Source organism: Mesorhizobium amorphae, assembly GCF_014843845.1.
Lineage (GTDB): Bacteria > Pseudomonadota > Alphaproteobacteria > Rhizobiales > Rhizobiaceae > Mesorhizobium > Mesorhizobium amorphae_A.
In genome coordinates this window covers 89,063-109,189 of the sequence record NZ_JHQS01000051.1, presented here as the reverse complement: position 1 = coordinate 109,189, position 20,127 = coordinate 89,063, and the positions used below count along the sequence as shown (strand labels likewise).

Annotated in this window: 14 protein-coding genes; 10 read left to right on the top strand and 4 right to left on the bottom strand. The window is 65.2% G+C overall.

Translation table 11 applies throughout. The features are described 5' to 3' along the window. Nucleotides 1–101 precede the first annotated feature (101 nt). From DH08_RS18945 to DH08_RS18900, 10 genes are all read left to right on the top strand, one after another. Nucleotides 102–5,582 (top strand): alpha-2-macroglobulin family protein, encoded by a 5,481-nt coding sequence (locus DH08_RS18945; RefSeq protein WP_192180778.1) that lies wholly within the window; start codon nt 102–104, stop codon nt 5,580–5,582. 213 nt (nt 5,583–5,795) lie between these two features. After that, a complete protein-coding gene (gene pbpC, locus DH08_RS18940) occupies nt 5,796–7,886 on the top strand; it encodes a penicillin-binding protein 1C (RefSeq protein ID WP_192180777.1) in 2,091 nt (696 codons plus the stop codon). Between the two features lie 18 nt (nt 7,887–7,904). Next, nucleotides 7,905–8,627: a M15 family metallopeptidase gene (locus tag DH08_RS18935; protein ID WP_192180776.1), complete on the top strand. Its 723-nt coding sequence runs from the start codon at nt 7,905–7,907 to the stop codon at nt 8,625–8,627. Nucleotides 8,628–8,857: 230 nt separating this feature from the next. Continuing rightward, nucleotides 8,858–9,886 carry a sulfate ABC transporter substrate-binding protein gene (locus DH08_RS18930; protein ID WP_192180775.1) on the top strand — a complete coding sequence of 343 codons (1,029 nt, stop codon included), beginning with the start codon at nt 8,858–8,860 and terminating at the stop codon, nt 9,884–9,886. 74 nt (nt 9,887–9,960) lie between these two features. Then, on the top strand, nt 9,961–10,812 hold the full coding sequence (gene cysT, locus DH08_RS18925) for a sulfate ABC transporter permease subunit CysT (RefSeq protein ID WP_192180774.1): 852 nt from the start codon (nt 9,961–9,963) through the stop codon (nt 10,810–10,812). Beyond that, a complete protein-coding gene (gene cysW, locus DH08_RS18920; protein WP_192180773.1) occupies nt 10,805–11,689 on the top strand; it encodes a sulfate ABC transporter permease subunit CysW in 885 nt (294 codons plus the stop codon). Before cysT ends, cysW begins: the two co-directional genes overlap by 8 nt. A gap of 13 nt (nt 11,690–11,702) precedes the next feature. Next, on the top strand, nt 11,703–12,743 hold the full coding sequence (locus DH08_RS18915; RefSeq protein ID WP_192180772.1) for a sulfate/molybdate ABC transporter ATP-binding protein: 1,041 nt from the start codon (nt 11,703–11,705) through the stop codon (nt 12,741–12,743). Nucleotides 12,744–12,954: 211 nt separating this feature from the next. Continuing rightward, nucleotides 12,955–13,941 carry a sulfate ABC transporter substrate-binding protein gene (locus DH08_RS18910; RefSeq protein ID WP_192180771.1) on the top strand — a complete coding sequence of 329 codons (987 nt, stop codon included), beginning with the start codon at nt 12,955–12,957 and terminating at the stop codon, nt 13,939–13,941. Nucleotides 13,942–14,284: 343 nt separating this feature from the next. Continuing rightward, a complete protein-coding gene (locus tag DH08_RS18905) occupies nt 14,285–14,734 on the top strand; it encodes an RrF2 family transcriptional regulator (protein WP_006202816.1) in 450 nt (149 codons plus the stop codon). 123 nt (nt 14,735–14,857) lie between these two features. Further along, on the top strand, nt 14,858–16,009 hold the full coding sequence (locus DH08_RS18900; protein WP_192180770.1) for a hypothetical protein: 1,152 nt from the start codon (nt 14,858–14,860) through the stop codon (nt 16,007–16,009). Here the strand turns inward: DH08_RS18900 and DH08_RS18895 are convergent. The 4 genes from DH08_RS18895 to DH08_RS18880 are packed head-to-tail and all read right to left on the bottom strand — an operon-like array spanning nt 16,004 to nt 20,075. After that, nucleotides 16,004–16,564 (bottom strand): gluconokinase, encoded by a 561-nt coding sequence (locus DH08_RS18895; protein WP_428338626.1) that lies wholly within the window; start codon nt 16,562–16,564, stop codon nt 16,004–16,006. The two genes, DH08_RS18900 and DH08_RS18895, sit on opposite strands and share 6 nt — an antisense overlap. Nucleotides 16,565–16,567: 3 nt before the next feature. After that, nucleotides 16,568–17,554 carry an ABC transporter permease subunit gene (locus tag DH08_RS18890; protein WP_192180768.1) on the bottom strand — a complete coding sequence of 329 codons (987 nt, stop codon included), beginning with the start codon at nt 17,552–17,554 and terminating at the stop codon, nt 16,568–16,570. Further along, nucleotides 17,551–18,531, bottom strand: coding sequence for an ABC transporter permease subunit (locus tag DH08_RS18885; protein ID WP_192180767.1), 981 nt, complete (start codon nt 18,529–18,531; stop codon nt 17,551–17,553). Before DH08_RS18885 ends, DH08_RS18890 begins: the two co-directional genes overlap by 4 nt. Continuing rightward, complete coding sequence (locus DH08_RS18880) at nt 18,528–20,075, bottom strand: sugar ABC transporter ATP-binding protein (RefSeq protein WP_192180766.1); 1,548 nt, start codon at nt 20,073–20,075, stop codon at nt 18,528–18,530. Before DH08_RS18880 ends, DH08_RS18885 begins: the two co-directional genes overlap by 4 nt. Nucleotides 20,076–20,127 lie beyond the last annotated feature (52 nt).

The window sequence follows — 20,127 nt, the reverse complement described above, 5'->3', positions numbered from 1 at the left end:
GAAAGGAAACCGTTGGCAGGCGGGACCTGCCGCGTCCTTGTGTTGACAAGCCTGACTGAAGCTTGATCATGCCGGGACGTAAGCACTGTCTGGAGGGTGTTATGGCAATGCGCGCGGCTCGTGGTCTGTCTTTTCTTCTCCTTCTTTTCTTTGCCTTGGGAAGCGTCGCGCAAGCGGCCGAAGCCCGGCGAATCGTGACGACCGACAATTCCGACTATTTCGGTTTCGATCTCCGCTCCGACCAGAATGTCAGCCTCGACCAGTGCAAGACGACCTGCCTGGGCGATCCGGCCTGCCGCGCCTTCACCTACAACACCAAGGCCAAATGGTGTTTCCTCAAATCCGACTATAACCAGCTGAAAACCTTCAACGGCGCCATCGCCGGCAAGGTCGCCAATGTCGATGGCGATCCCGATATCGGCGCGCCGCCGGAGCTTGCCTTCTTCCCCAACTGGATGGCCGACCAGGCCCAGCAGTACCGCAACAAGCTGACCGATCCGGCCTATGACAAGCCGACCGAAGGGCTGGAAGCGCTCAAAGCAGCGGCCGAACAGTCGTCGCTGACCGGCGACCATCGCTCCGCCATGCAGAAATACGAGGCCGCCGTTTCGATATTGCCCGATAACGGCCACCTCTGGCTGGAACTGGCGCGCGAGACACTTGCGGTGCAGCCGGCCTCAAACACCTCCGAAGCATCGACTTTGCCGGCAAACGCCACCTCCGCCGGCTTCAACGCCTACAAGCTCCTGCGCACCACCAGGACGCGCGCCGAAGTGCTGGCGCTGCTCGGCGCCGGGCTTGACCGCCGCGACCTCTACCGGCCGGCACTCCAGGCCTATGAAGCCAGCCTCGCTTTGGTCGCATCGCCTTCGGTCCAGGCCGACTATGCGGATCTGAAGTCGCGCAAGGGCTTCCGCGTCATCGATCACACGGTCGACGCCGACACCAGCGCGCCACGCATCTGCGCGCAGTTTTCCGAGGACCTGGTCAAGACGGGCGTCGACTATGCCCAGTTCGTCACCGTCGACAATGCGCCGCCGAAGGGCGTCGAAGCCAAGGACAAGCAGATCTGCGTCGAAGGGCTGGAACATGGCCAGCACTATGAAGTGACCTTCCGCACCGGCCTGCCGGCCGCCATCGGCGAGGTGATTTCCGCACCCGTGGTGCTGTCGATCTATGTGCAGGACCGCGCGCCATCGGCCCGCTTCACCGGCGACAGCTTCGTGCTGCCGGCCGGCGCGCGCCGCGGCCTTCCGGTCGTCACCGTCAACATGGCCGCCGCCAAGATGAAGCTTTACCGCATCGGCGACCGTTCGCTGGCGCAGCTTCTGTCCGGCTATCAGTTCCTGAAGCAGCTCGACGGCTACGACCTTTCCAACATCTCCGATCAGATGGGCGAGCCGGTCTGGGAAGGCCAACTCGACATCGCCAACGACCTCAACAAGGAGGTCACCACCTCCTTCCCGGTCGATGAGGCCCTGCCGCAGCGCAAGCCGGGCGTCTATGTGCTGACCGCGCAGGCTGTCGACGACCGCAGCGACGACTACAATTCACGGGCCACGCAATGGTTCGTCGTCTCCGACATCGGCCTGTCGACCTATACCGGGCAGGACGGGCTCAACGTCTTTGCCCGGTCGCTCGGAACCGCCAAGCCGATATCAGGCGCCGAACTCACGCTGCTTGCCCGCAACAACGAAATCCTCGGCACGGCGACCACCGACGCCGAGGGCCGTGCCGTCTTCAATCCCGGCCTGACGCGCGGCGACGGCGGCATGGTGCCGGCCGTTCTGATGGCCAAGCAGGGCGACAACGATTTCGTTTTCCTCGATATGGGCCGGGCCGGCTTCGACCTGTCCGACCGCGGCGTCTCCGGGCGCCCGGCGCCGGGCGCGCTCGACGTCTACGCCTGGACCGAGCGCGGCATCTATCGCGCCGGCGAGGATGTCCATGTCGCGGCGCTCGCCCGCGACGGCGCCGCCAAGGCGGTCGAGAACCTGCCGCTGACCTTCATCTTCACGCGTCCCGACGGCGTCGAGAACCGCCGCATCGTCAGCGACGGCGCATCCGCCGGCGGCCATGCCGTCGACCTGCCGCTCGAACCCAACGCCATGCGCGGCACCTGGACGGTGTCGATCTACACTGATCCCAAGCAGGCGGCGGTCGCCAGCCAGATGTTCCTGGTCGAGGATTTCGTGCCGGATCGCATCGAATTCGACCTCTCCGCCGACAAGAAGGAGATCGCGCAGGGCGAGACCGCCAACGTCACCGTCGACGGCCGCTTCCTCTATGGCGCGCCGGCGGCGGGCCTTGCACTCGAAGGCGAGTTGACGCTGTCGACTGCCCGCGACTGGGACCGCTTCAAGGGCTATTCCTTCGGCCTCGCCGATGAGCAGTCGGCCGAACCCTCGGTGACCCCGTTCACCGGCCTGCCCGTGGTCGGCGAAGACGGCAAGGCGATCTTCCCGGTCTCCGTCGACCAATTGCCCTCGACCACCAAGCTGGTCGACGCCAAGGTGACGGTCAGGATGCGCGAAACAGGCGGCCGCGCCGTCGAGCGCTCGCTCCAGATCGGCATCCGCCCGCAAGGCCACATGATCGGCATCCGGCCGGATTTCGACAATGACGAGGTGCCGCAGGGCGGCACGGCCAAGTTCAGCCTGATCGCCGTCGATCCCGACGGTAAGCGCGAGGCGCTGAAAGGTGCGCTGTGGTCGCTGGTCAAGGTCGAACGCAATTACCAGTGGTACCGCTCCAACAATTCCTGGAACTATGAGCCGGTGACCTTCACCAAGTCGGTGGCCAACGGCCAGGTCGATCTCAGCGCCGATGGCGAAGCGACCGTGTCTCTGCCGGTCGACTGGGGCCGCTACCGGCTGCAGGTCGAAACTGCCGATCCCGAGGGACCGGCGACCAGCTATGAGTTCGATGGCGGCTGGTATGTCTCCTCCACCACCACCGAAACGCCCGACGGCCTCGAGATCGCTCTCGACAAGGACACTTATGCAGCAGGCGAAGTGGCCAGGCTCAAGGTCTCGCCGCACTTTGCCGGCGAACTGCTGGTCACCATCGGCGCCGACAAGCTGCTGAAGACCGTCACCGCCACGGTGCCGGTCGGCGGCAGCACCGTCGACATCCCGGTCGGCGACGACTGGGGCGCCGGCGCCTACATCACCGCGACGCTGTTCAGGCCGGGCGATGCGCAGGAAACGCGCATGCCGGCCCGCGCCATCGGCGTGAAATGGCTGAATGTCGATCCGGGCTCGAAGAAGCTCGCGGTCACCCTGACGCCGCCCGACAAGACGATGCCGCGCCAGCAGCTGTCGATCCCGGTCTCCGTCGCCGGTGTGCAACCCGGCAGCAATGCCTATGTCATGGTCGCCGCCGTCGATGTCGGCATCCTCAACCTCACCAACTACAAGGCGCCGGATCCGGAGAACTGGTTCTTCGGCCAGCGCATGCTCGGGCTTGAGATCCGCGACCTCTATGGCCGCCTGATCGACGGTTCGCTCGGCACCACCGGCAAGTTGCGCACCGGCGGCGACGGCTCCAACCTGCAGGCGCAAGGCAGACCGCCGACCGAAAAGCTGGTCGCCTTCTTCTCCGGCGTGGTCCAGCTCGATGCCGACGGCAAGGCCAGGGTCGACTTCGACATTCCGCAGTTCAACGGCACCGTGCGCGTCATGGCCGTCGCCTGGACCAAGGAAGCGGTCGGCCATGCCCAGTCCGACGTCATCGTGCGTGATCCGATCGTGATCACCGCCGGCCTGCCGCGCTTCCTGGCGCCCGGCGATGCCGCCGTCATGCGGCTCGACATTGCCGACACCGACGGTCCGGCCGGCGACTATGCCCTGTCGATCGACACGACAGGCGATCTGTCGACCGGCGACAAACCGTTGCCCCAGATGCTGACGCTCGCCCAGGGCAAGCGCCAGACGCTGACCGTGCCGCTGATCGCCAAGACCGCCGGCAATGCTTCACTGACCATCAAGCTCGCCCATGCCGATGGCACCAAGGTCGAGCAGACGCTCTACGTCCCGGTGCGGCCACCGCAATTGCCGGTCACCACCCGGCTGGTGGTCGACCTCAAGCCCAATGTCGGCGCGCTACGCGTCGACAAGGAACTGTTGGCGGCAAGCCTGCTCGACGGCGCTTCCGTCAGCGTCGGTGTTTCGCAGGCGGCAGCCTTCGACGTGCCGTCGCTGCTGATGACGCTCGACCGCTACCCCTATGGCTGCGCCGAGCAGACGACCAGCCGCGCCTTGCCGCTGCTTTACGTCAACGAGCTGGCATCCGGCGTCGGCATGGCCAGCGACCCGGACCTGCATAACCGCGTCCAGGAGGCCATCTACAAGGTGCTGAGCTACCAGGCCTCGGCCGGCAGCTTCGGCCTGTGGGGGCCGGGCTCCGGCGATCTCTGGCTGGACGCCTATGTCAGCGACTTCCTGACCCGGGCGCGCGAGCAGAAATATGACGTGCCTGCACTGGCGATGAGCCAGGCGCTGAACAATCTGCAGAACTCGCTCGGCTACGACCAGGACGTCCAGGGTCGCGGCAGCGAGATCGCCTACGCGCTCTATGTCCTGGCCCGCAACAAGAAGGCTTCGGTCGGCGACCTGCGTTACTACGCCGACACGCAGCTCGAGGCCTTCACCAGCCCGATGGCCGTCGCCCAGTTGGCGGCGAGCCTGGCGCTCTATGGCGATACGCAGCGCTCGGAAGCCACGTTCCAGGCGGCGTTCCGGCTGGCCCAGTCGGCCACCGACTACGACTACTACCGCTCGGACTACGGTTCGCCGTTGCGTGACGGCGCGGCGATGCTGGCGCTTGCCGCGGAATCGAAGCCCGTGCCGACCATCGTGCCGGCACTGACCAGGCTGGTGGCGAGGAAGCGCGCCGACGCCCGCTGGACGAGCACGCAGGACGAGTCCTGGATGCTGCTGGCGGCGCGGGCACTGAAGGAGGGCAACGACTCGATCACGCTGACGGTGAATGGCACGCCGCACGCCGGCGGCTATTCCGACCAGCTCAGCGGCAGCGACATAGCCGACAGCCCGCTCACCATCGCCAACACCGGCAAGACGCCGCTGCAGGCCGTCGTCACCACGGTGGCCTCGCCGGTCGAGCCGCTGCCGGCCGGCGGCGACGGCTTCACCATCGAGCGCACCTACTACAAGCTCGACGGCACCGAGGCCAACGTCACCGAGGTCCAGCAGAACGAACGCTACGTGGTCGTGCTCAAGGTCTACGAGCAGAACAAGTGGCCGTCGCGCCTCCTGATCACCGACCTGTTGCCAGCCGGCTTCGAGATCGACAATCCGGGCCTGGTTTCCAGCGCGCAATTGTCGAACTTCTCCTGGCTGGCGCAGACCGATGCCGCCCATCTCGAATTCCGCGATGACCGTTTCGTCGCGGCCTTCAACCCGAATGACGGCGACGGCGACCGCAGCATCGCGCTGGCCTATGTCGTGCGCGCGGTGACGCCCGGCACCTACGCTCATCCGGCGGCGACGGTGGAGGACATGTACCGCCCGCAATATTCGGCCCGCACCGCCACCGGCATGATGGAGGTCAAGGCGCCGTAAGGCTAAGATGGCGAACAGGAACATCGCGATGGCGCAGCCCCTCATTGCCCTGCCGGGCATTTCTCGCCGTATAGAGACGGGGAGAAAGAAGCCTGCGCCAAAGCTTTCGCCAATCTCGAACGCTGCGGAAAAGGTGCCGAACGCAGCAACAGCTCCCTTCTCCCCGTCACTATACGGGGAGAAGGTGCCGGCAGGCGGATGAGGGGCGGCGCCATGCCCTCCAGAAAATTCCTGCGCCGATCGGCTATCGCGGCGACCTCGCTCGCCGGCCTCCTCGCTGTTTCCGCAAGCGCCCTCTGGCATCTCGACCGGGCCTTTCCGCCGCCGCTGGCCGAAAAACTCACGGTCTCGACCGAAGTGCAGGACCGCGACGGCCAGTTGCTGCGCGCCTTCGCCACGCCCGACGGCTACTGGCGGCTCGAAACCCGCCTCGACCAAGTCGACAAGCAGTTCGTCGACATGTTGGTTGCCTATGAGGACAAGCGCTTCTGGGACCATGACGGCGTCGACGTGCTGGCGCTGGCCCGCGCCGCCGGCCAGTTCGTGACCAATGGCCATATCGTCTCCGGCGGCTCGACGCTGTCGATGCAGCTTGCCCGGCTGATCGAGCCGCGCGACAGCCGCAGCCTCAGCTCCAAGATCAAGCAGATGCTGCGCGCCATCCAGATCGAGCGGCGGCTCTCCAAGCGCGAAATCCTCGAGCGCTACCTGACGCTGGCGCCCTATGGCGGCAATCTCGAAGGCGTGCGCGCCGCCTCGCTCGCCTATTTCGGCAAGGAGCCAAAGCGGCTCACCGTCTCGGAAGCCGCCCTGCTTGTCGCCCTGCCGCAATTGCCGGAAAGGCGGCGGCCCGACCGCAACCTCGGCATTGCGCACGCCGCCCGCGACCGTGTGCTGACCCGCATGGTTTCGGCCGGCCTGCTAGGCGAACGCGAGGCCGCCCGCGCAGCGCTGGACGATGTTTCGGGCCTGCGCCGCAAACTGCCGGCGCTCGCCGCTCACGCTGCCTATGCCATGCTGCCCAAGGCCACACCCGGCAAGCCGCTGCAGCTGACGATCCGCAAAAGCGTCCAGCAAGGGCTGGAGCAGGTGGCGAAGGAGGCGGCTGCCAAGCTCGGTCCGCGCCTGTCGGTGGCCATGGTGATGGCCGACTCCCGCACCGGCGACATCCTCGGCGAGGTCGGTTCGGCCGATTTCTTCGATGCCAGCCGCTCCGGCTGGATCGACATGACCAGGATCGTCCGCTCGCCGGGTTCGACACTAAAACCTTTCATCTATGGCCTCGCCTTCGAACAGGGGCTGGTGGCGCAAGAGACCATCATCGAGGACAGCCCTGCCGACTTTTCCGGCTACCGGCCGAAGAATTTCGACATGGGTTACCAGGGCGACGTCAGCATCCGCCAGGCGCTGCAGCTGTCGCTCAACGTGCCGGCGATCCGCGTGCTCGACGCGGTCGGCCCGGCGCGGCTGACGGCGCGCTTCCGCCAGGCCGGCGTCAGCCCGGTGTTGCCAATCAACGAGGCGCCAGGGCTGGCGATCGGCCTCGGCGGCGTCGGCGTGACGCTGCGCGACCTCGTCCAGCTCTATACGGGACTTGCCAATGGCGGCAAGGCGCACACGCTGCATGACGGCACCGAGCCGGCAAATGCCGAACGCTCCACCGCCACCATCCTCGACGACCAGGCGAATTGGCAGATCACCGACATATTGTCGGGTGTAAAACCGCCCGAAGGCGCCTCCCATCGCGGCATCGCCTACAAGACCGGCACCTCCTATGGCTACCGCGATGCCTGGTCGGTCGGCTTTGACGGCCGCTACGTGCTGGGTGTCTGGGTCGGCCGCGCCGATGCCGGCGCCGTGCCGGGCCTCTCCGGCTATGCCTCGGCGGCGCCGATCCTGTTCGATGGCTTCGTCCGCTCCGGGCTCGCCACCGTACCGCTGCCGGGGCGGCCGACCGGTGTGTTCAGGCCCAGGCGCGAGGACCTGCCGGTGACCTTGGCGCGCTTCGGCGCCGTCACCGAGGGGCTGGCGCAGGCAGCACCCACCGAGCCCGCGCCAACGATCATCTTTCCGCCCGACGGCGCCCGCGTCGATCTCGGCGCGAACTCGGCCGATGCCTCGCCGCTGGTGCTGAAACTGCAAGGCGGCCGTGCGCCGTTCCGGTGGCTCGCCAACGGCAAGCCACTGATCGGCATCGACCGTCGCCGCACAGCGACCTGGCTACCAGACGGCGCCGGCTATTCGACGCTCACCGTGATCGACGCCGCCGGACGCGCGGCCAGCGTGAAGGTGTTCGTCGAGTGAAAGTGCTCGTTGAATAGAATGCGCCAAACGATTCAGCGCATTGGGCTTTGCGTCCTGCTGCCCCTCGCCTGCACCCTTCCCGCCTCCGCCGATCCCCTCCCGGCCGGCCTCGTCCGCCTTGCCGATGTCGATCCCTCGATCCGCCAGGACATCCGCTATGCCGGCCTCGAAAATTTCCTGCATCGCAAGGCCAATGGCTATGACGCCCCGGTCTGCATCCTTACCCGGCAGGCGGCAGCGGCTCTATCCAGCGTGCAGAACGCGCTTGCCGCCGAGGGCCTGACGCTGGTCGTCTTCGACTGTTACCGGCCGGCGCGCGCCGTCACCGATATGAGCGAATGGACAAGAAAGGGCGGACCGCCCGACCCGCAATGGTATCCGGCGGTCAAGCGCAACGACCTCATCGCCAAGGGCTACATCGGCGAACTGTCCACCCATTCGCGCGGTTCAACCGTCGACGTCGCCATCGCCCAGGCCGATCGCGAGAGCGCGCCGAAGCCCGCCTGTGGCGCACCCGATGCCGACACGCTCGATTTCGGCACCGGCTTCGACTGCTTCGATCCGACGAGCGAAACCACCCACCGCCCGCTTGCCGGCGGCGCTGCGGCAAACCGCAAAAGGCTGGTCGAGGCCATGCGTGCCGGCGGCTTCAAGAACTATGCCCGCGAATGGTGGCACTTCACGCTGGCAGACGAACCGTTTCCCAAACAGCGTTTCGACTTCCCCGTCAGGGCAGAATAGCTGGCCGCCGCGAAGGTGAACCTCCGGCCGGCTGGCCTTGCCTTAGGCGCGACCCGTTTCTAAATAGCGTCGAACCGACGCGGAATCGACAGGGCTAATATGAGGAAAATGTTTCCTCGGGAGGTCGATGCCCAGCGAAAAATTGCTTCAAGAGGGCAAAAAAGGCAACGTTGAATGCATCTAATTTCTATCAATTCGGTAGAGTTCGGCCATCATCAACGGAGGCGGAAATGACCAACCCTCATTTCAGGAAACTGCTCGGCGCACTGGTCGCCACATCTGTCCAGTTCGGCACGCTCGGTTTCGCGTTTGCCGACACAACCCTTCTCAACGTGTCCTATGACCCGACACGCGAGCTCTACAAGGCCTATGACGAGGCGTTCGCCGCCCATTGGAAGGCCGAGACCGGCGAGACCGTGACCATCCAGCAGTCGCATGGCGGATCTGGCGCCCAGGCCCGCGCCGTGATCGACGGCCTCGATGCCGACGTGGTGACGCTGGCGCTCGAAGGCGACATCAACGCCATCGTCTCGAAATCGCAGAAGATCAATCCGGACTGGCGCACGAAATTCGAGAACAATTCCGCCCCCTATACGTCGACCATCATATTCCTGGTCCGCAAGGGCAACCCGAAGGGCATCCATGACTGGAACGACCTGGTCAAGGAAGGCGTCCAGGTGATTACGCCGAACCCGAAAACCTCAGGCGGCGCACGCTGGAACTACCTCGCAGCCTGGGCCTATGCCAATGCCAATGATGGCGGCGACGAAGCCAAGACCAAGGAATTCGTCGGCAAGCTCTACTCCAATGTCCCGGTGCTCGACACCGGCGCGCGCGGCTCGACCGTGACCTTTGCGCAAAAAGGCCTCGGCGACGTGCTGATTGCCTGGGAGAACGAAGCCTATCTGGCGCTTGACGAATTCGGCGCCGACAATTTCGACATCGTCTATCCGCCGACCTCGATCCTGGCCGAGCCGCCGGTCGCGGTGGTGGACGCCAATGTCGACGCCAAGGGCACGCGCAAGGTCGCTGAGGCCTATCTGGGCTGGCTCTACTCCAAGGAAGGTCAAACGCTGATCGCCAAGAACCATTACCGTCCGGCAAAGCCCGATCTGGTGCCGGCGGAAGACCTCGCCAAACTGCCCGCGATCAAGCTCGTCACCATCGACGATCCGCTTTTTGGCGGTTGGAAGAAGGCACAGCCTTACCATTTCGGCGACGGTGGTATATTCGACCAGATCTACAAGCCGGCCCAGTGAGGCGCGGCGGCCGCAAGGCCGCGATATCACCGACGGCAATCTGGTCTGAATAAGAAGGGACAAACCAGACTTCCATGACCACAGCACCCGCTCAGGCGGGGTGGCGGTTCAGACAGCCGAGTGTCATTCCGGGTTTCGGATTGACGCTCGGCTTCTCGCTTGCCTACCTCACGCTCATCATCCTCATCCCCCTCTCGGGGCTGGTCTGGCGCTCGGCAGCACTTGGCTGGACCGATTTCTGGGCGATCGTTGCCGACCGCCGCACCATCAACGCGCTCGAAATCAGTTTCGGCACCGCCTTCGCCGCCGCCGCCGTCAACGTCGTCTTCGGCACGCTCGTCGCCTGGGTGCTGGTGCGCTACCGCTTTCCCGGCCGCCGCATCGTCGATGCCATGGTCGACCTGCCCTTTGCGCTGCCCACCGCCGTCGCCGGCATCGCGCTCACCACGCTCTACGCGCCGAACGGCTGGATCGGCAAATTGCTGATGCCGCTCGGCATCAAGGTCGCCTACACGCCGCTCGGCATCGTCATCGCACTGGTCTTCATCGGCCTGCCCTTCGTCGTGCGCACGGTGCAGCCGATCATGGAGGAGATCGACAGGGAGGTGGAGGAGGCAGCCGCCACGCTCGGCGCCAGCCGCTTCCAGATCATCACCCGCATCCTGTTTCCCGGCCTGGCGCCGGCGATCGTCACCGGCTTCTCGCTGGCCTTCGCCCGTGGCGTCGGCGAATACGGCTCTGTCATCTTCATTGCCGGCAATTTGCCGTTCAAGTCGGAGATCGCGCCGCTTTTGATCGTCATTCGGCTGGAGGAATACAACTACCCGGCGGCGACCGCGATCGCCGCGATCATGCTGGCGCTGTCGTTCCTGATGCTGCTCGTCGTCAATCTGGTGCAGTCGTGGAGCCGCAAACGCTATGGCTGACCCCGAGATCAAATCCTACGAACCGCATCACGAAAGCCAGTCGGCGGCGGTGACCGAAAGCCGGCCGGTGCGGGCGGTGCTGATGGCCGTGGCCTTCGCCTTCCTCGGCATCTTCCTGGTCCTGCCGCTGATCGTCGTCTTCAACGAAGCCCTGGCCAAGGGCGTCGGCGCCTACACCGAGGCGCTGGCCAGCCCCGACACGCGCTCGGCGATCCGCCTGACGCTGCTGGTGGCGGCGATCTCGGTGCCGCTCAACATCGTCTTCGGCATCTCGGCCGCCTGGGCGATCGCCAAGTTCGAGTTCAAGGGCAAGGCCTTCCTGACCACGCTCATCGACCTGCCCTTCTCGGTCTCGCCGGTCATTTCCGGCCTGGTCTATGTGCTGCTGTTCGGCGCTCAAGGGTTGCTCGGCGCCTGGTTGAAGGCACATGGCATCGCCATCCTGTTTGCCGTGCCCGGCATCGTGCTCGCCACCGTCTTCGTCACCTTCCCCTTCGTCGCGCGCGAGTTGATCCCACTGATGCAGGAGCAGGGCAATGGCGACGAGGAGGCAGCACTTTCGCTGGGCGCCAATGGCTGGCAGACCTTCTGGTACGTGACGCTGCCCAACGTCAAATGGGGATTGCTCTACGGCGTGCTGCTGTGCAATGCCCGCGCCATGGGTGAGTTCGGGGCGGTGTCGGTGGTGTCTGGACATATACGCGGCCTGACCAACACCATGCCGCTGCATGTCGAAATCCTCTACAACGAGTACAATGCCGTCGGCGCCTTTGCCGTCGCTTCGCTGCTTGCCGGCCTTGCGCTAGTCACGCTGGTCTTGAAAACACTTCTCGAGATGCGCTACGGCGCCGAGATCGCCGCGACGCGCGGACACTGAAAAGGGACGGTTGATGGAAGTTCGCGTTGCAAACGTACGCAAGGAGTTTGACCGGTTTCCGGCCCTCCACGACGTATCGCTCGACATCAAGTCCGGCGAACTGATCGCGTTGCTCGGGCCGTCCGGTTCCGGCAAGACCACCCTGCTCCGGCTGATCGCCGGGCTGGAGCGGCCAACCAAGGGCGCCATTTTCTTCGGCGACGAGGACGCTTCGCAAAAGTCGATCCAGGAGCGCAATGTCGGCTTCGTCTTCCAGCACTATGCGCTGTTCCGGCATATGACGGTCGCCGACAATATCGGCTTCGGCCTGAAAGTCCGGCACGGGTCGTCGCGCCCGCCGGCGCAAGAGATCCGCCGCCGCGCGTCAGAACTTCTCGACCTTGTCCAGTTGTCGGGGCTGGAAAAGCGCTATCCGGCGCAGCTTTCGGGCGGCCAGCGCCAGCGCGTGGCTCTCGCCCGCGCCATGGCGATCGAACCCAGGGTGCTGTTGCTCGACGAGCCGTTCGGTGCGCTCGATGCCCAGGTGCGCCGGGAACTGCGCCGCTGGTTGCGCGATATCCATGACGCCACCGGCCACACCACAGTCTTCGTCACCCACGACCAGGAAGAGGCTTTGGAGCTTGCCGACCGTGTGGTGGTGATGAGCCAGGGCCGCATCGAGCAGGTCGGCAGCGCGGACGAGATCTACGACACGCCGAACTCGCCCTTCGTCTATGGCTTCATCGGCGAATCCAGTTCGCTTCCCGTCAAGGTCGACAATGGCGATATCTGGCTCGCCGACGGGCCGATCGGGCTGTCGGCGGCGCATGCGCCTTCCGGCGAAGCGATGCTCTACTTCCGCCCGCACGATGTCGAATTGGTCGACGGCTGCAGCGGTTGCATCGCCGGCACCGTCGCCGCCAGCCGCCGCGTCGCCGGCACAAGGCGGGTGGAACTCGAGATCGGCGGCGAGCGCCAGCGGGTCGAGATCGAACTGCCCGTCGATCATCCGGCGGCGCAGAAGAGCCGCGTCGCATTCCGTCCCAGGCGCTGGAAGCTCTTTCCGGCTGCTTAGGCCAGCTTGGAAATTTCCTGATGTAAGCCTAAAGCCGCCCGTTGTGGCGGCATGGGCGGTTTGACTCTGCTTGAAAGAAAATCCTATCAAGCGGCTGTTTCAGCGGTATTTTTCCGGCAGCGGCGTCATAGCCTCGATCGCGTCTCTCGCCTCGCCGGACCCTGTCAGGCTATGTTTGCGCCCTCGCGATATTCTCAAGGAGCCTGTTTTCATGAAGCGATTTTTGCTTGGCGCCGCAGCGCTTGCCGCCCTCGTTCTCGCATCCTCCCAGGCCTGGTCGGCCGACAGGCTGCTGAATGCCTCCTACGACGTCGGCCGCGAACTGTTCGTCGAAGTCAACAAGGCCTTCATCGCCGGGCATCCGGGCGTGAGCATCGACCAGTCGCATGCCGGCACCTCCGCCCAGGCGCGTGCCATCGCCGAAGGGCTGGAGGCTGATGTGGTCACTTTCAACCAGGTCATCGATGTTGATTTCCTGGTCAAGAAGGGCCTCGTCTCGGCCGACTGGCAGAAAGATTTCCCCGACAACGCCTCGCCCTTCTATTCGCTGCCGTCCTTCCTCGTGCGCGCCGGCAACCCCAAGCACATCAAGGACTGGAACGATCTCGTGCGCGACGACGTCCAGGTGATCTTCCCCAATCCGAAGACGTCGGGCAATGCGCGCTACACCTATCTCGCCGCCACCGCCTACGCCAAGGAGGCCTTCAAGGGCGACGACGCCAAGGTGAAGGAGTTCGTCACCAAGCTGTTCAACAACGTACCGATCTTCGACACTGGCGGCCGCGCGGCCACCACCACCTTCGTGCAGCGCGAGATCGGCGACGTGCTGATCACCTTCGAGTCGGAAACGCGCGGGATCCGCAAGGAATATGGCGACGACAAGTTCGAACAGGTCACGCCTTCGGTCAGCCTGCTGGCGGAGTTCCCGGTGGCCATCGTCGACAAGGTCGCCGATGAGCACGGCACGCGCGATCTCGCCAAGTCCTATCTCGACTTCCTCTATACGCCCGAGGGACAGGACATCGCCGCCCGCAACGGCCTGCGAGCCCGCGACGCGGCTGTCGCCGCCAAGTACAAGGCCGAGTTCCCCGATGTCCGCCTGCTGACGGTGGACGATGTTTTCGGCGGCTGGGCCAAGGTGCAGGCCGAACACTTCGCCGCTGGCGGCCTGCTCGACCAGGTCTACGGCGCCCGCTAAAGCAATTCCAGGAAAAGTGCGTAGCGGTTTTCCGTTCGGAATTGTGGAAAACCAAAGAGTTAGGGCGGGTCAGCGTTTCTGAACCGCTCTGGACCGTAGCCTCATGGACTGGGCAAGACAGCCGGCTTTGCCGGCTGTCTTCGTTTCATGCGCCGGCAATCCGTCTCCGACGAAATCTCGGCGTCATCTGTGAAGAACGTTACAAAGAATCAACGCGTTTGTGCCTACCCTGCCGCCGGGGCGGATTGTTTCGCGAAACGGCGTTGCGCGGCCAGAACGTCATGATTTGCACACAAACAACCGCCAGATCCGGGTGGTTGGGGCTTCATGGGTTGATCAGGGCATGCTGACAAAAAAGGGCAAATACGGCCTCAAGGCCCTCGTGCATCTTTCCGGCCTGCCGGTTGGCCAGCTGGCCTTCGTCAACGACATCGCCGTCGCCAACAACATCCCGAAGAAATTCCTCGACGCCATTCTGGGCGAACTGCGCAACGCCGGCTTCGTCCAGAGCCGCAAGGGTAAGGAAGGCGGCTATCGCCTCGCCCGGCCGGCCTCCGAGATCAAGATCGGCCATGTCGTGCGCGTCCTCGACGGGCCGCTGGCGCCGATCCCTTGCGCCAGCCGCACGCAATATCAGCGCTGCGAGGACTGCGACGAGGCGACCTGCCAGGTCCGGCACATGATGCTGGAGGTGCGCCAGGCAATCGCCGAGGTGCTCGACAACCGCAGCCTCGCCGCCATGCGCGACGCCGACAATGACGATTTCCCGGTCGAACTGACCTCACAGATCTGACCGAAGTTCCGGCTTTCCATCTGTTCGGCGCCCAACACCCCGTCTGGCACCCAATTGCGCCGCCGCTGCGGACGCAGTAGAGGCTTTTGGGCGCAACCCAGGAACAGGCGAGACACCGATCGGATGAAGCTGCCGTGGTTCGGAAAATCCCGTAGGGCCAACCGCGCACCATCCGCCGCCAGCTACCACACCGAAATCATCGCCGACGTGCTCGTCCCGGAGCGCGGCGAGCCGGTGCGGTTCTTCAGCCGCAAGCTGGTCAGGCCCGGCAAGCTGCGCCGCTTCTCGAACCGGGATTTTCGCGAGAGCCTGCTGCTCGGCTTCTATCTCGCTGTCGCTGCGGTGCTGCCTGTCGCCTGGTGGACATCAATCTGCGGCTGGACTTCGAAGCTCCGGTTGAAGCGGCATCTCCGCAAGGACTTTTCGCGCTACGCAGCCGCGGTCCGCGCGGTGCTTGGCAGCGGCATCGACCCGGAGGCGCTGTTCCGGGGCCTGCTTGCCGCCACCCATCGCCGGCAGCTGCTGCTTGCCGCGCACCTGACCGGCTGGGGCTGGTCGCCGGCGATCCGGCTGGAGGGGTTCGAAGGCCTGGTTGCTGCGCTGAAGCGCGGCCGCGGCGCCATCATCTGGTGCGATCAGTTCACCGCCCAGACCATCATCGGCAAGCGCGCATTGCACGAAGCCGGCGTCGAAGCCCACCAGGTGAGCGTCGATTTCCACGGCTTCTCGGACACGATCTTCGGCCTGCGCTTTCTGAACCGGCCGCTGGTCGTGGTGGAGAACCGCTTCCTGAAGAGTCGGGTCGTGTTCGAGCGCGGCGACGCCTATCAGGTGACCGTGCGCATGCAAAGGATTCTCAGGGAAAACGGCATCATCCTGATGACCAACACCATCCACGCCGGCACGACATTCACCGAGGCCGCCATCGGCGAAAGCGGCTGGGCCCATCTGGCCTCGGCGCCGGCGAATTTCGCCGCCAGAGGCGGCACGGCGCTGTTTGCGATGTCGACCTTCGAGATCGTCCCCTTCCGCGACTACCGGGCGGTCATCAGTCCCGAACTCGTGGCGGGGGAAAAGCCGGCATCGGCCGCGCCCGCGACGAAGGACATGGCGGCAAAGAACCTGGAACTGCAGGCGCGCTACATCCTGCTCAAGCGCGACCGCGTCCTCGAAGCGCTGAAGCTGCATCCCGAGCAGATGATGGCATGGTCCGCCGCCCCGAGGCTCACCGAGCGCTCGGACGACGTGACGGAAAGCGAGACGGGGACCTCATAAGGTCTTGCGACCCAGCAGGCCGACGGTCCCGGTGACGATGTCGGAGATGGAGCCGGTGCCGTCGAGGGTCAGGGCGCGTTCATCCGGCGCCGGCGCTTCCAGGATGGCGAACTGGCTGTCGACCAGGCTTGCCGGCATGAAATGCCCCTTGCGGTGGCCGACGCGCTGCCTGGCGGTTTCGCGGTCGATCTCCAGGTAGACGAAAACGATGTCGGCGCAAAAACCGCGCAACCGGTCGCGATAGCTGCGCTTCAGCGCCGAGCAGGCGGCGACGACGCTTTGTCCGCCGGCGAGGGAGCCAGCTATGCGCTGGCCGATGGCGTCGAGCCAGCCTGCGCGCAGCGCATCGGTGAGTGGTTCGCCGCTCGCCATGCGAGCGACATTTTCGGGCGGATGCAGCCTGTCGCCTTCCACGAAAGCCGCGCCCAGGGCTTCGGCCAGGGCCTCGCCGACTGCCGACTTGCCGCTGCCGGCGACCCCCATCACAACGATGACCGACACCTGTTGGGTCTCGTCTGCTCGCGCCGGTGCCGGCGGTGTTGCCTTCTCGTCCACGGCTCAGCGGCTTGCCGGCGCGCGGCCGTAGAGCAGCAGCATGGCGACGATGACGACACCGTAGATGATCTGCCGCCCCGCTTCCGGCATCTGCATGACCGAAAGAATGGACTGCAGCAGCGTGATCAGGATCACGCCAGCCACCGTGCCGAGATAGGAACCGCGCCCGCCGAGGATCGAGGTGCCGCCGAGCACCACCGCGGCGATCGACGGCAACAGATAGGCATCGCCCATCGACTGCGCCGCCTTGGAGGCATAGCCAGCCAGAAGCACGCCGCCGAAAGCAGAGAGGCCGCCGGAAACGGCAAAGGCGATCATCACCACACGCCTTGTGTCGATGCCGGATAGATAGGCGGCGCGCTCGCGGTTGCCGATGCCATAGACGGTGCGGCCGAAGCCGGTGCGGGTCAGCACGAAGACCATCGCCGCGCCGATCAGCGCCCAGATGATGACGGCGTTGGGAACCGCCGGGATGGCGAAGCCGGTCGCCAGGTAGCGCATCGCTCCTGTCGCCGAATCCTGTGGCGAGAAGCCTCCAGTGTAGACCACCATCAAACCTTGCGCGACGGCGTTGGTGGCCAATGTGATGATCATCGAGGGAATGCGCAGATAGGCAACGCCGATGCCGTTGACGACGCCGATCGCAACCCCGCAGAAAATGCCGAACGGAATAGCGAGCGCCACGCCGACGGGACCGTAAGCCGCCGCCGCACAGGCCATCATGGCGCCGACCGCCACCGACCACGGCACCGACAGGTCGATCTGGCCGAGCAGGATGACCAGCATCATGCCGGTGGCGATGACGCCGAGGAATGACGCCACCTTGAGCTGCTGCAGGAGATATTCGGGCGACAGGAAGCTGCGCGAATAGAGGCTGCCGAGAAACAGCAAGAGCACGATGCAGGCAAAGGCAGTGACGACGGCCGGGTCAGCGCGGCGGATGAATTTGGGCATACGGTTGGCGATGCCGTTCATCGTCGTCTCGCTCACAGGAACCACTCCAGCCGGTTGCGGACTCTGAAAAGGGCGAAGGCGCCAAGGCTGACCGCGATCAGGAGAATGACGCCCTGGAACAGCGGCTGCCAGAGCGGATCGAAATCGAAGACGAAGAGCAGGTCGCCGATGGTGCGGAAGGCGAGCGCGCCGAAGATGGCACCAATGGCGCTGCCCTTGCCGCCGAACAGCGAGACGCCGCCGAGCACCACTGCAGCGATCGAAAACAGCGTGTAGGCGTTGCCGCTGGCATAGGCGGCATCGCCCGTATAGGTGAAGAAGGTGAGGAACAGTCCGCCGATCGCCGCCAGCAGCCCGGCAAGCGCATAGGCGGCAAACTTGCCGCGCCGGATCGGCACCCCGGACATGTAGGCGGCCGTTTCTGAGGAGCCGGCCGCGTAAGCCGCGCGGCCGAGCACCGAGCGGCTGAACGGCACCCAGACGATAAGCACGACGGCGAGCAGCACGACCAGGCTTGCCGGCACGACGCCGAACAGGCGCCCGGTCAGCGCGTCGGCAAGATCCTCATTGACCGAACCGCCCGGAAATGGCCGTAGCAGCAGCGCGATGCCGAAATAGACGGCACCGGTGGCGATGGTGGCGACGATCGGCTGCAGGCGCCCGTAGATGACGATGGCGCCGTTGATCGCCCCGCACAGCAGCCCGGTGCCAAGCACGGCAACGACCCCGAAAGCGGTCTCGATGCCGGTGCCGATGACCAGCCAGGACGCCAGGCAGTTGGTCAGCGTGAAGATCATGCCGACCGAGAGGTCGATGCCTGCGGTGATCACCACCAGCGTCTGCGCCATGGCGACGAAGGCCAGCAGCACGCCCTTGTTCGAGGCCGTCTGGACGACATTGGCGGTGAAGCCCGCCGGATGGTTCGTCGTGTAGATGACGAACATGGCGATGAAGATGCCGAACGCCAGCAGCGTTCCGCGCTGTTCGGCAAGCCAGTAGCGCCAATCTTTCACGCGTCCGCTCCCTGTCTTGGGCCGGCGTTCTCGCCGTGGATGTTGAGCGCGCTTGATATCAGCGCCCGCTCGGTGATCTCGGCGCCGACCAGCTCGCGCTTGACCGCGCCGTCATAGAGCACCAGCACCCTGTCGCAGCAGCCGATCAGCTCGTCATAGTCGGTCGAATAGAACAGGATCGCCGCCCCCGCGTCCGCAAGCTTGCGCATCAGCTGATAGAGCTCCTGCTTGGTGCCGACATCGATGCCGCGCGTCGGATCGTTGAGCAGGATGATGCGCGGCTGCCGCATCAGCCATTTGGCGATGACGACCTTCTGCTGGTTGCCGCCGGACAACGCCCCGACCGGAATGTCGAGGCCGGCAGTCTTGATCGCCAGCAATCCCACCATGTCGTCGATCAGCCGCTGTTCGGCGGCACGGTCGATGATGCCAGCTTTGGACAGCCGGTCGAGCGCGGCGAAGGAGAGGTTCTCGCGCACCGTCATCGGCAGCATCAGGCCTTCCGTCTTGCGATCCTCCGGGATCAGCGCCATGCCGATCCGGTCGTCGCGCGCCGCGGCCGGGCTGGCGATCGCCACCGGCTTGCCGTCGATCAATATCTGTCCGGAAAGGCCGCGCAGCACGCCGAAGAAGGCGAGCAGCAGCTCGCGCTGGCCCTGGCCGTCGAGACCGCCGAGGCCGACGACCTCGCCGGCGCCGACCGTGAGCGAGACATTGTCCAGCCGGTCGGCCCAGGACAGTTTTCGCGCTTCCAGAACCGGAGCGGCATCGGACACGGCGCGCACCGGTTTCGGCGGAAAGATATGGCTGTATTCGCGGCCGATCATCAGCTCGACGACTTCGTTGTCGCTCTTCGAACCGGCCGCATAGGACGCAACGTTGCGGCCGTTGCGGAACACGGTGCACTGGTCGGCAAGCTCGGCGATCTCGTTCATCCGGTGCGAGATGTAGAGCAGCGCCAGCCCCTCCTCCCGCAGCCGCTTCAGCACCTCGAAGATCTTGGCGACATCGGTCGCGGTCAACGCCGAAGTTGCTTCGTCGAGGATCAGGATGCGCGGCTTCCTGGCCAGTGCCTTGGCGATTTCGACCATCTGCCGTCTTGAGAGCGGAAGATCCTTGACCAGCGCCAGCGGGTGGATGTCGGCGCCGCCCGCCCGCGCCAGCGCTTCTTCCGCGATGCGCCGCTGCGCCTTGCGGTCGATCATGCCGAAACGCGTTGGCGGGTCGGAGATGACGATGTTGTCGGCGACGCTGAGTTCGGGAACCAGCGACAGTTCCTGGAAGATGCAGACGATGCCGGCCTTGTTGGCCGCCGCCGGCGAGGCGAAACTCACCTCGCTTCCGTCCAGAATCATGCGACCCTCGTCGGGCGCCACGACGCCGGCCATGACCTTGATCAGCGTCGATTTGCCGGCGCCGTTCTCGCCGAGGATGGCGTGGATGCTGCCCGGTGTGACCGAAAGCTCGGCCTTTTCCAGCGCCCGCACGCCGCCATAGCGCTTGGATATGCCTTCCATGCGAAAGAGCGGAACCGCACCGTCCATCGGTCCTCCGAGGCAGTCTTACGATTGAGATTGCAAGCGACCGGCGCCGAGC

Excerpts from the sequence above, each read along its gene's own strand:
- DH08_RS18880 (WP_192180766.1), bottom strand. The coding sequence starts at position 20,075 with ATGGACGGTGCGGTTCCGCTCTTTCGCATGGAAGGCATATCCAAGCGC.
- DH08_RS18910 (WP_192180771.1), top strand. The coding sequence starts at position 12,955 with ATGAAGCGATTTTTGCTTGGCGCCGCAGCGCTTGCCGCCCTCGTTCTC.
- DH08_RS18930 (WP_192180775.1), top strand. The coding sequence starts at position 8,858 with ATGACCAACCCTCATTTCAGGAAACTGCTCGGCGCACTGGTCGCCACA.
- DH08_RS18905 (WP_006202816.1), top strand. The coding sequence starts at position 14,285 with ATGCTGACAAAAAAGGGCAAATACGGCCTCAAGGCCCTCGTGCATCTT.
- cysW (WP_192180773.1), top strand. The coding sequence starts at position 10,805 with ATGGCTGACCCCGAGATCAAATCCTACGAACCGCATCACGAAAGCCAG.
- DH08_RS18935 (WP_192180776.1), top strand. The coding sequence starts at position 7,905 with ATGCGCCAAACGATTCAGCGCATTGGGCTTTGCGTCCTGCTGCCCCTC.
- DH08_RS18915 (WP_192180772.1), top strand. The coding sequence starts at position 11,703 with ATGGAAGTTCGCGTTGCAAACGTACGCAAGGAGTTTGACCGGTTTCCG.
- pbpC (WP_192180777.1), top strand. The coding sequence starts at position 5,796 with ATGCCCTCCAGAAAATTCCTGCGCCGATCGGCTATCGCGGCGACCTCG.
- DH08_RS18945 (WP_192180778.1), top strand. The coding sequence starts at position 102 with ATGGCAATGCGCGCGGCTCGTGGTCTGTCTTTTCTTCTCCTTCTTTTC.
- DH08_RS18900 (WP_192180770.1), top strand. The coding sequence starts at position 14,858 with ATGAAGCTGCCGTGGTTCGGAAAATCCCGTAGGGCCAACCGCGCACCA.
- cysT (WP_192180774.1), top strand. The coding sequence starts at position 9,961 with ATGACCACAGCACCCGCTCAGGCGGGGTGGCGGTTCAGACAGCCGAGT.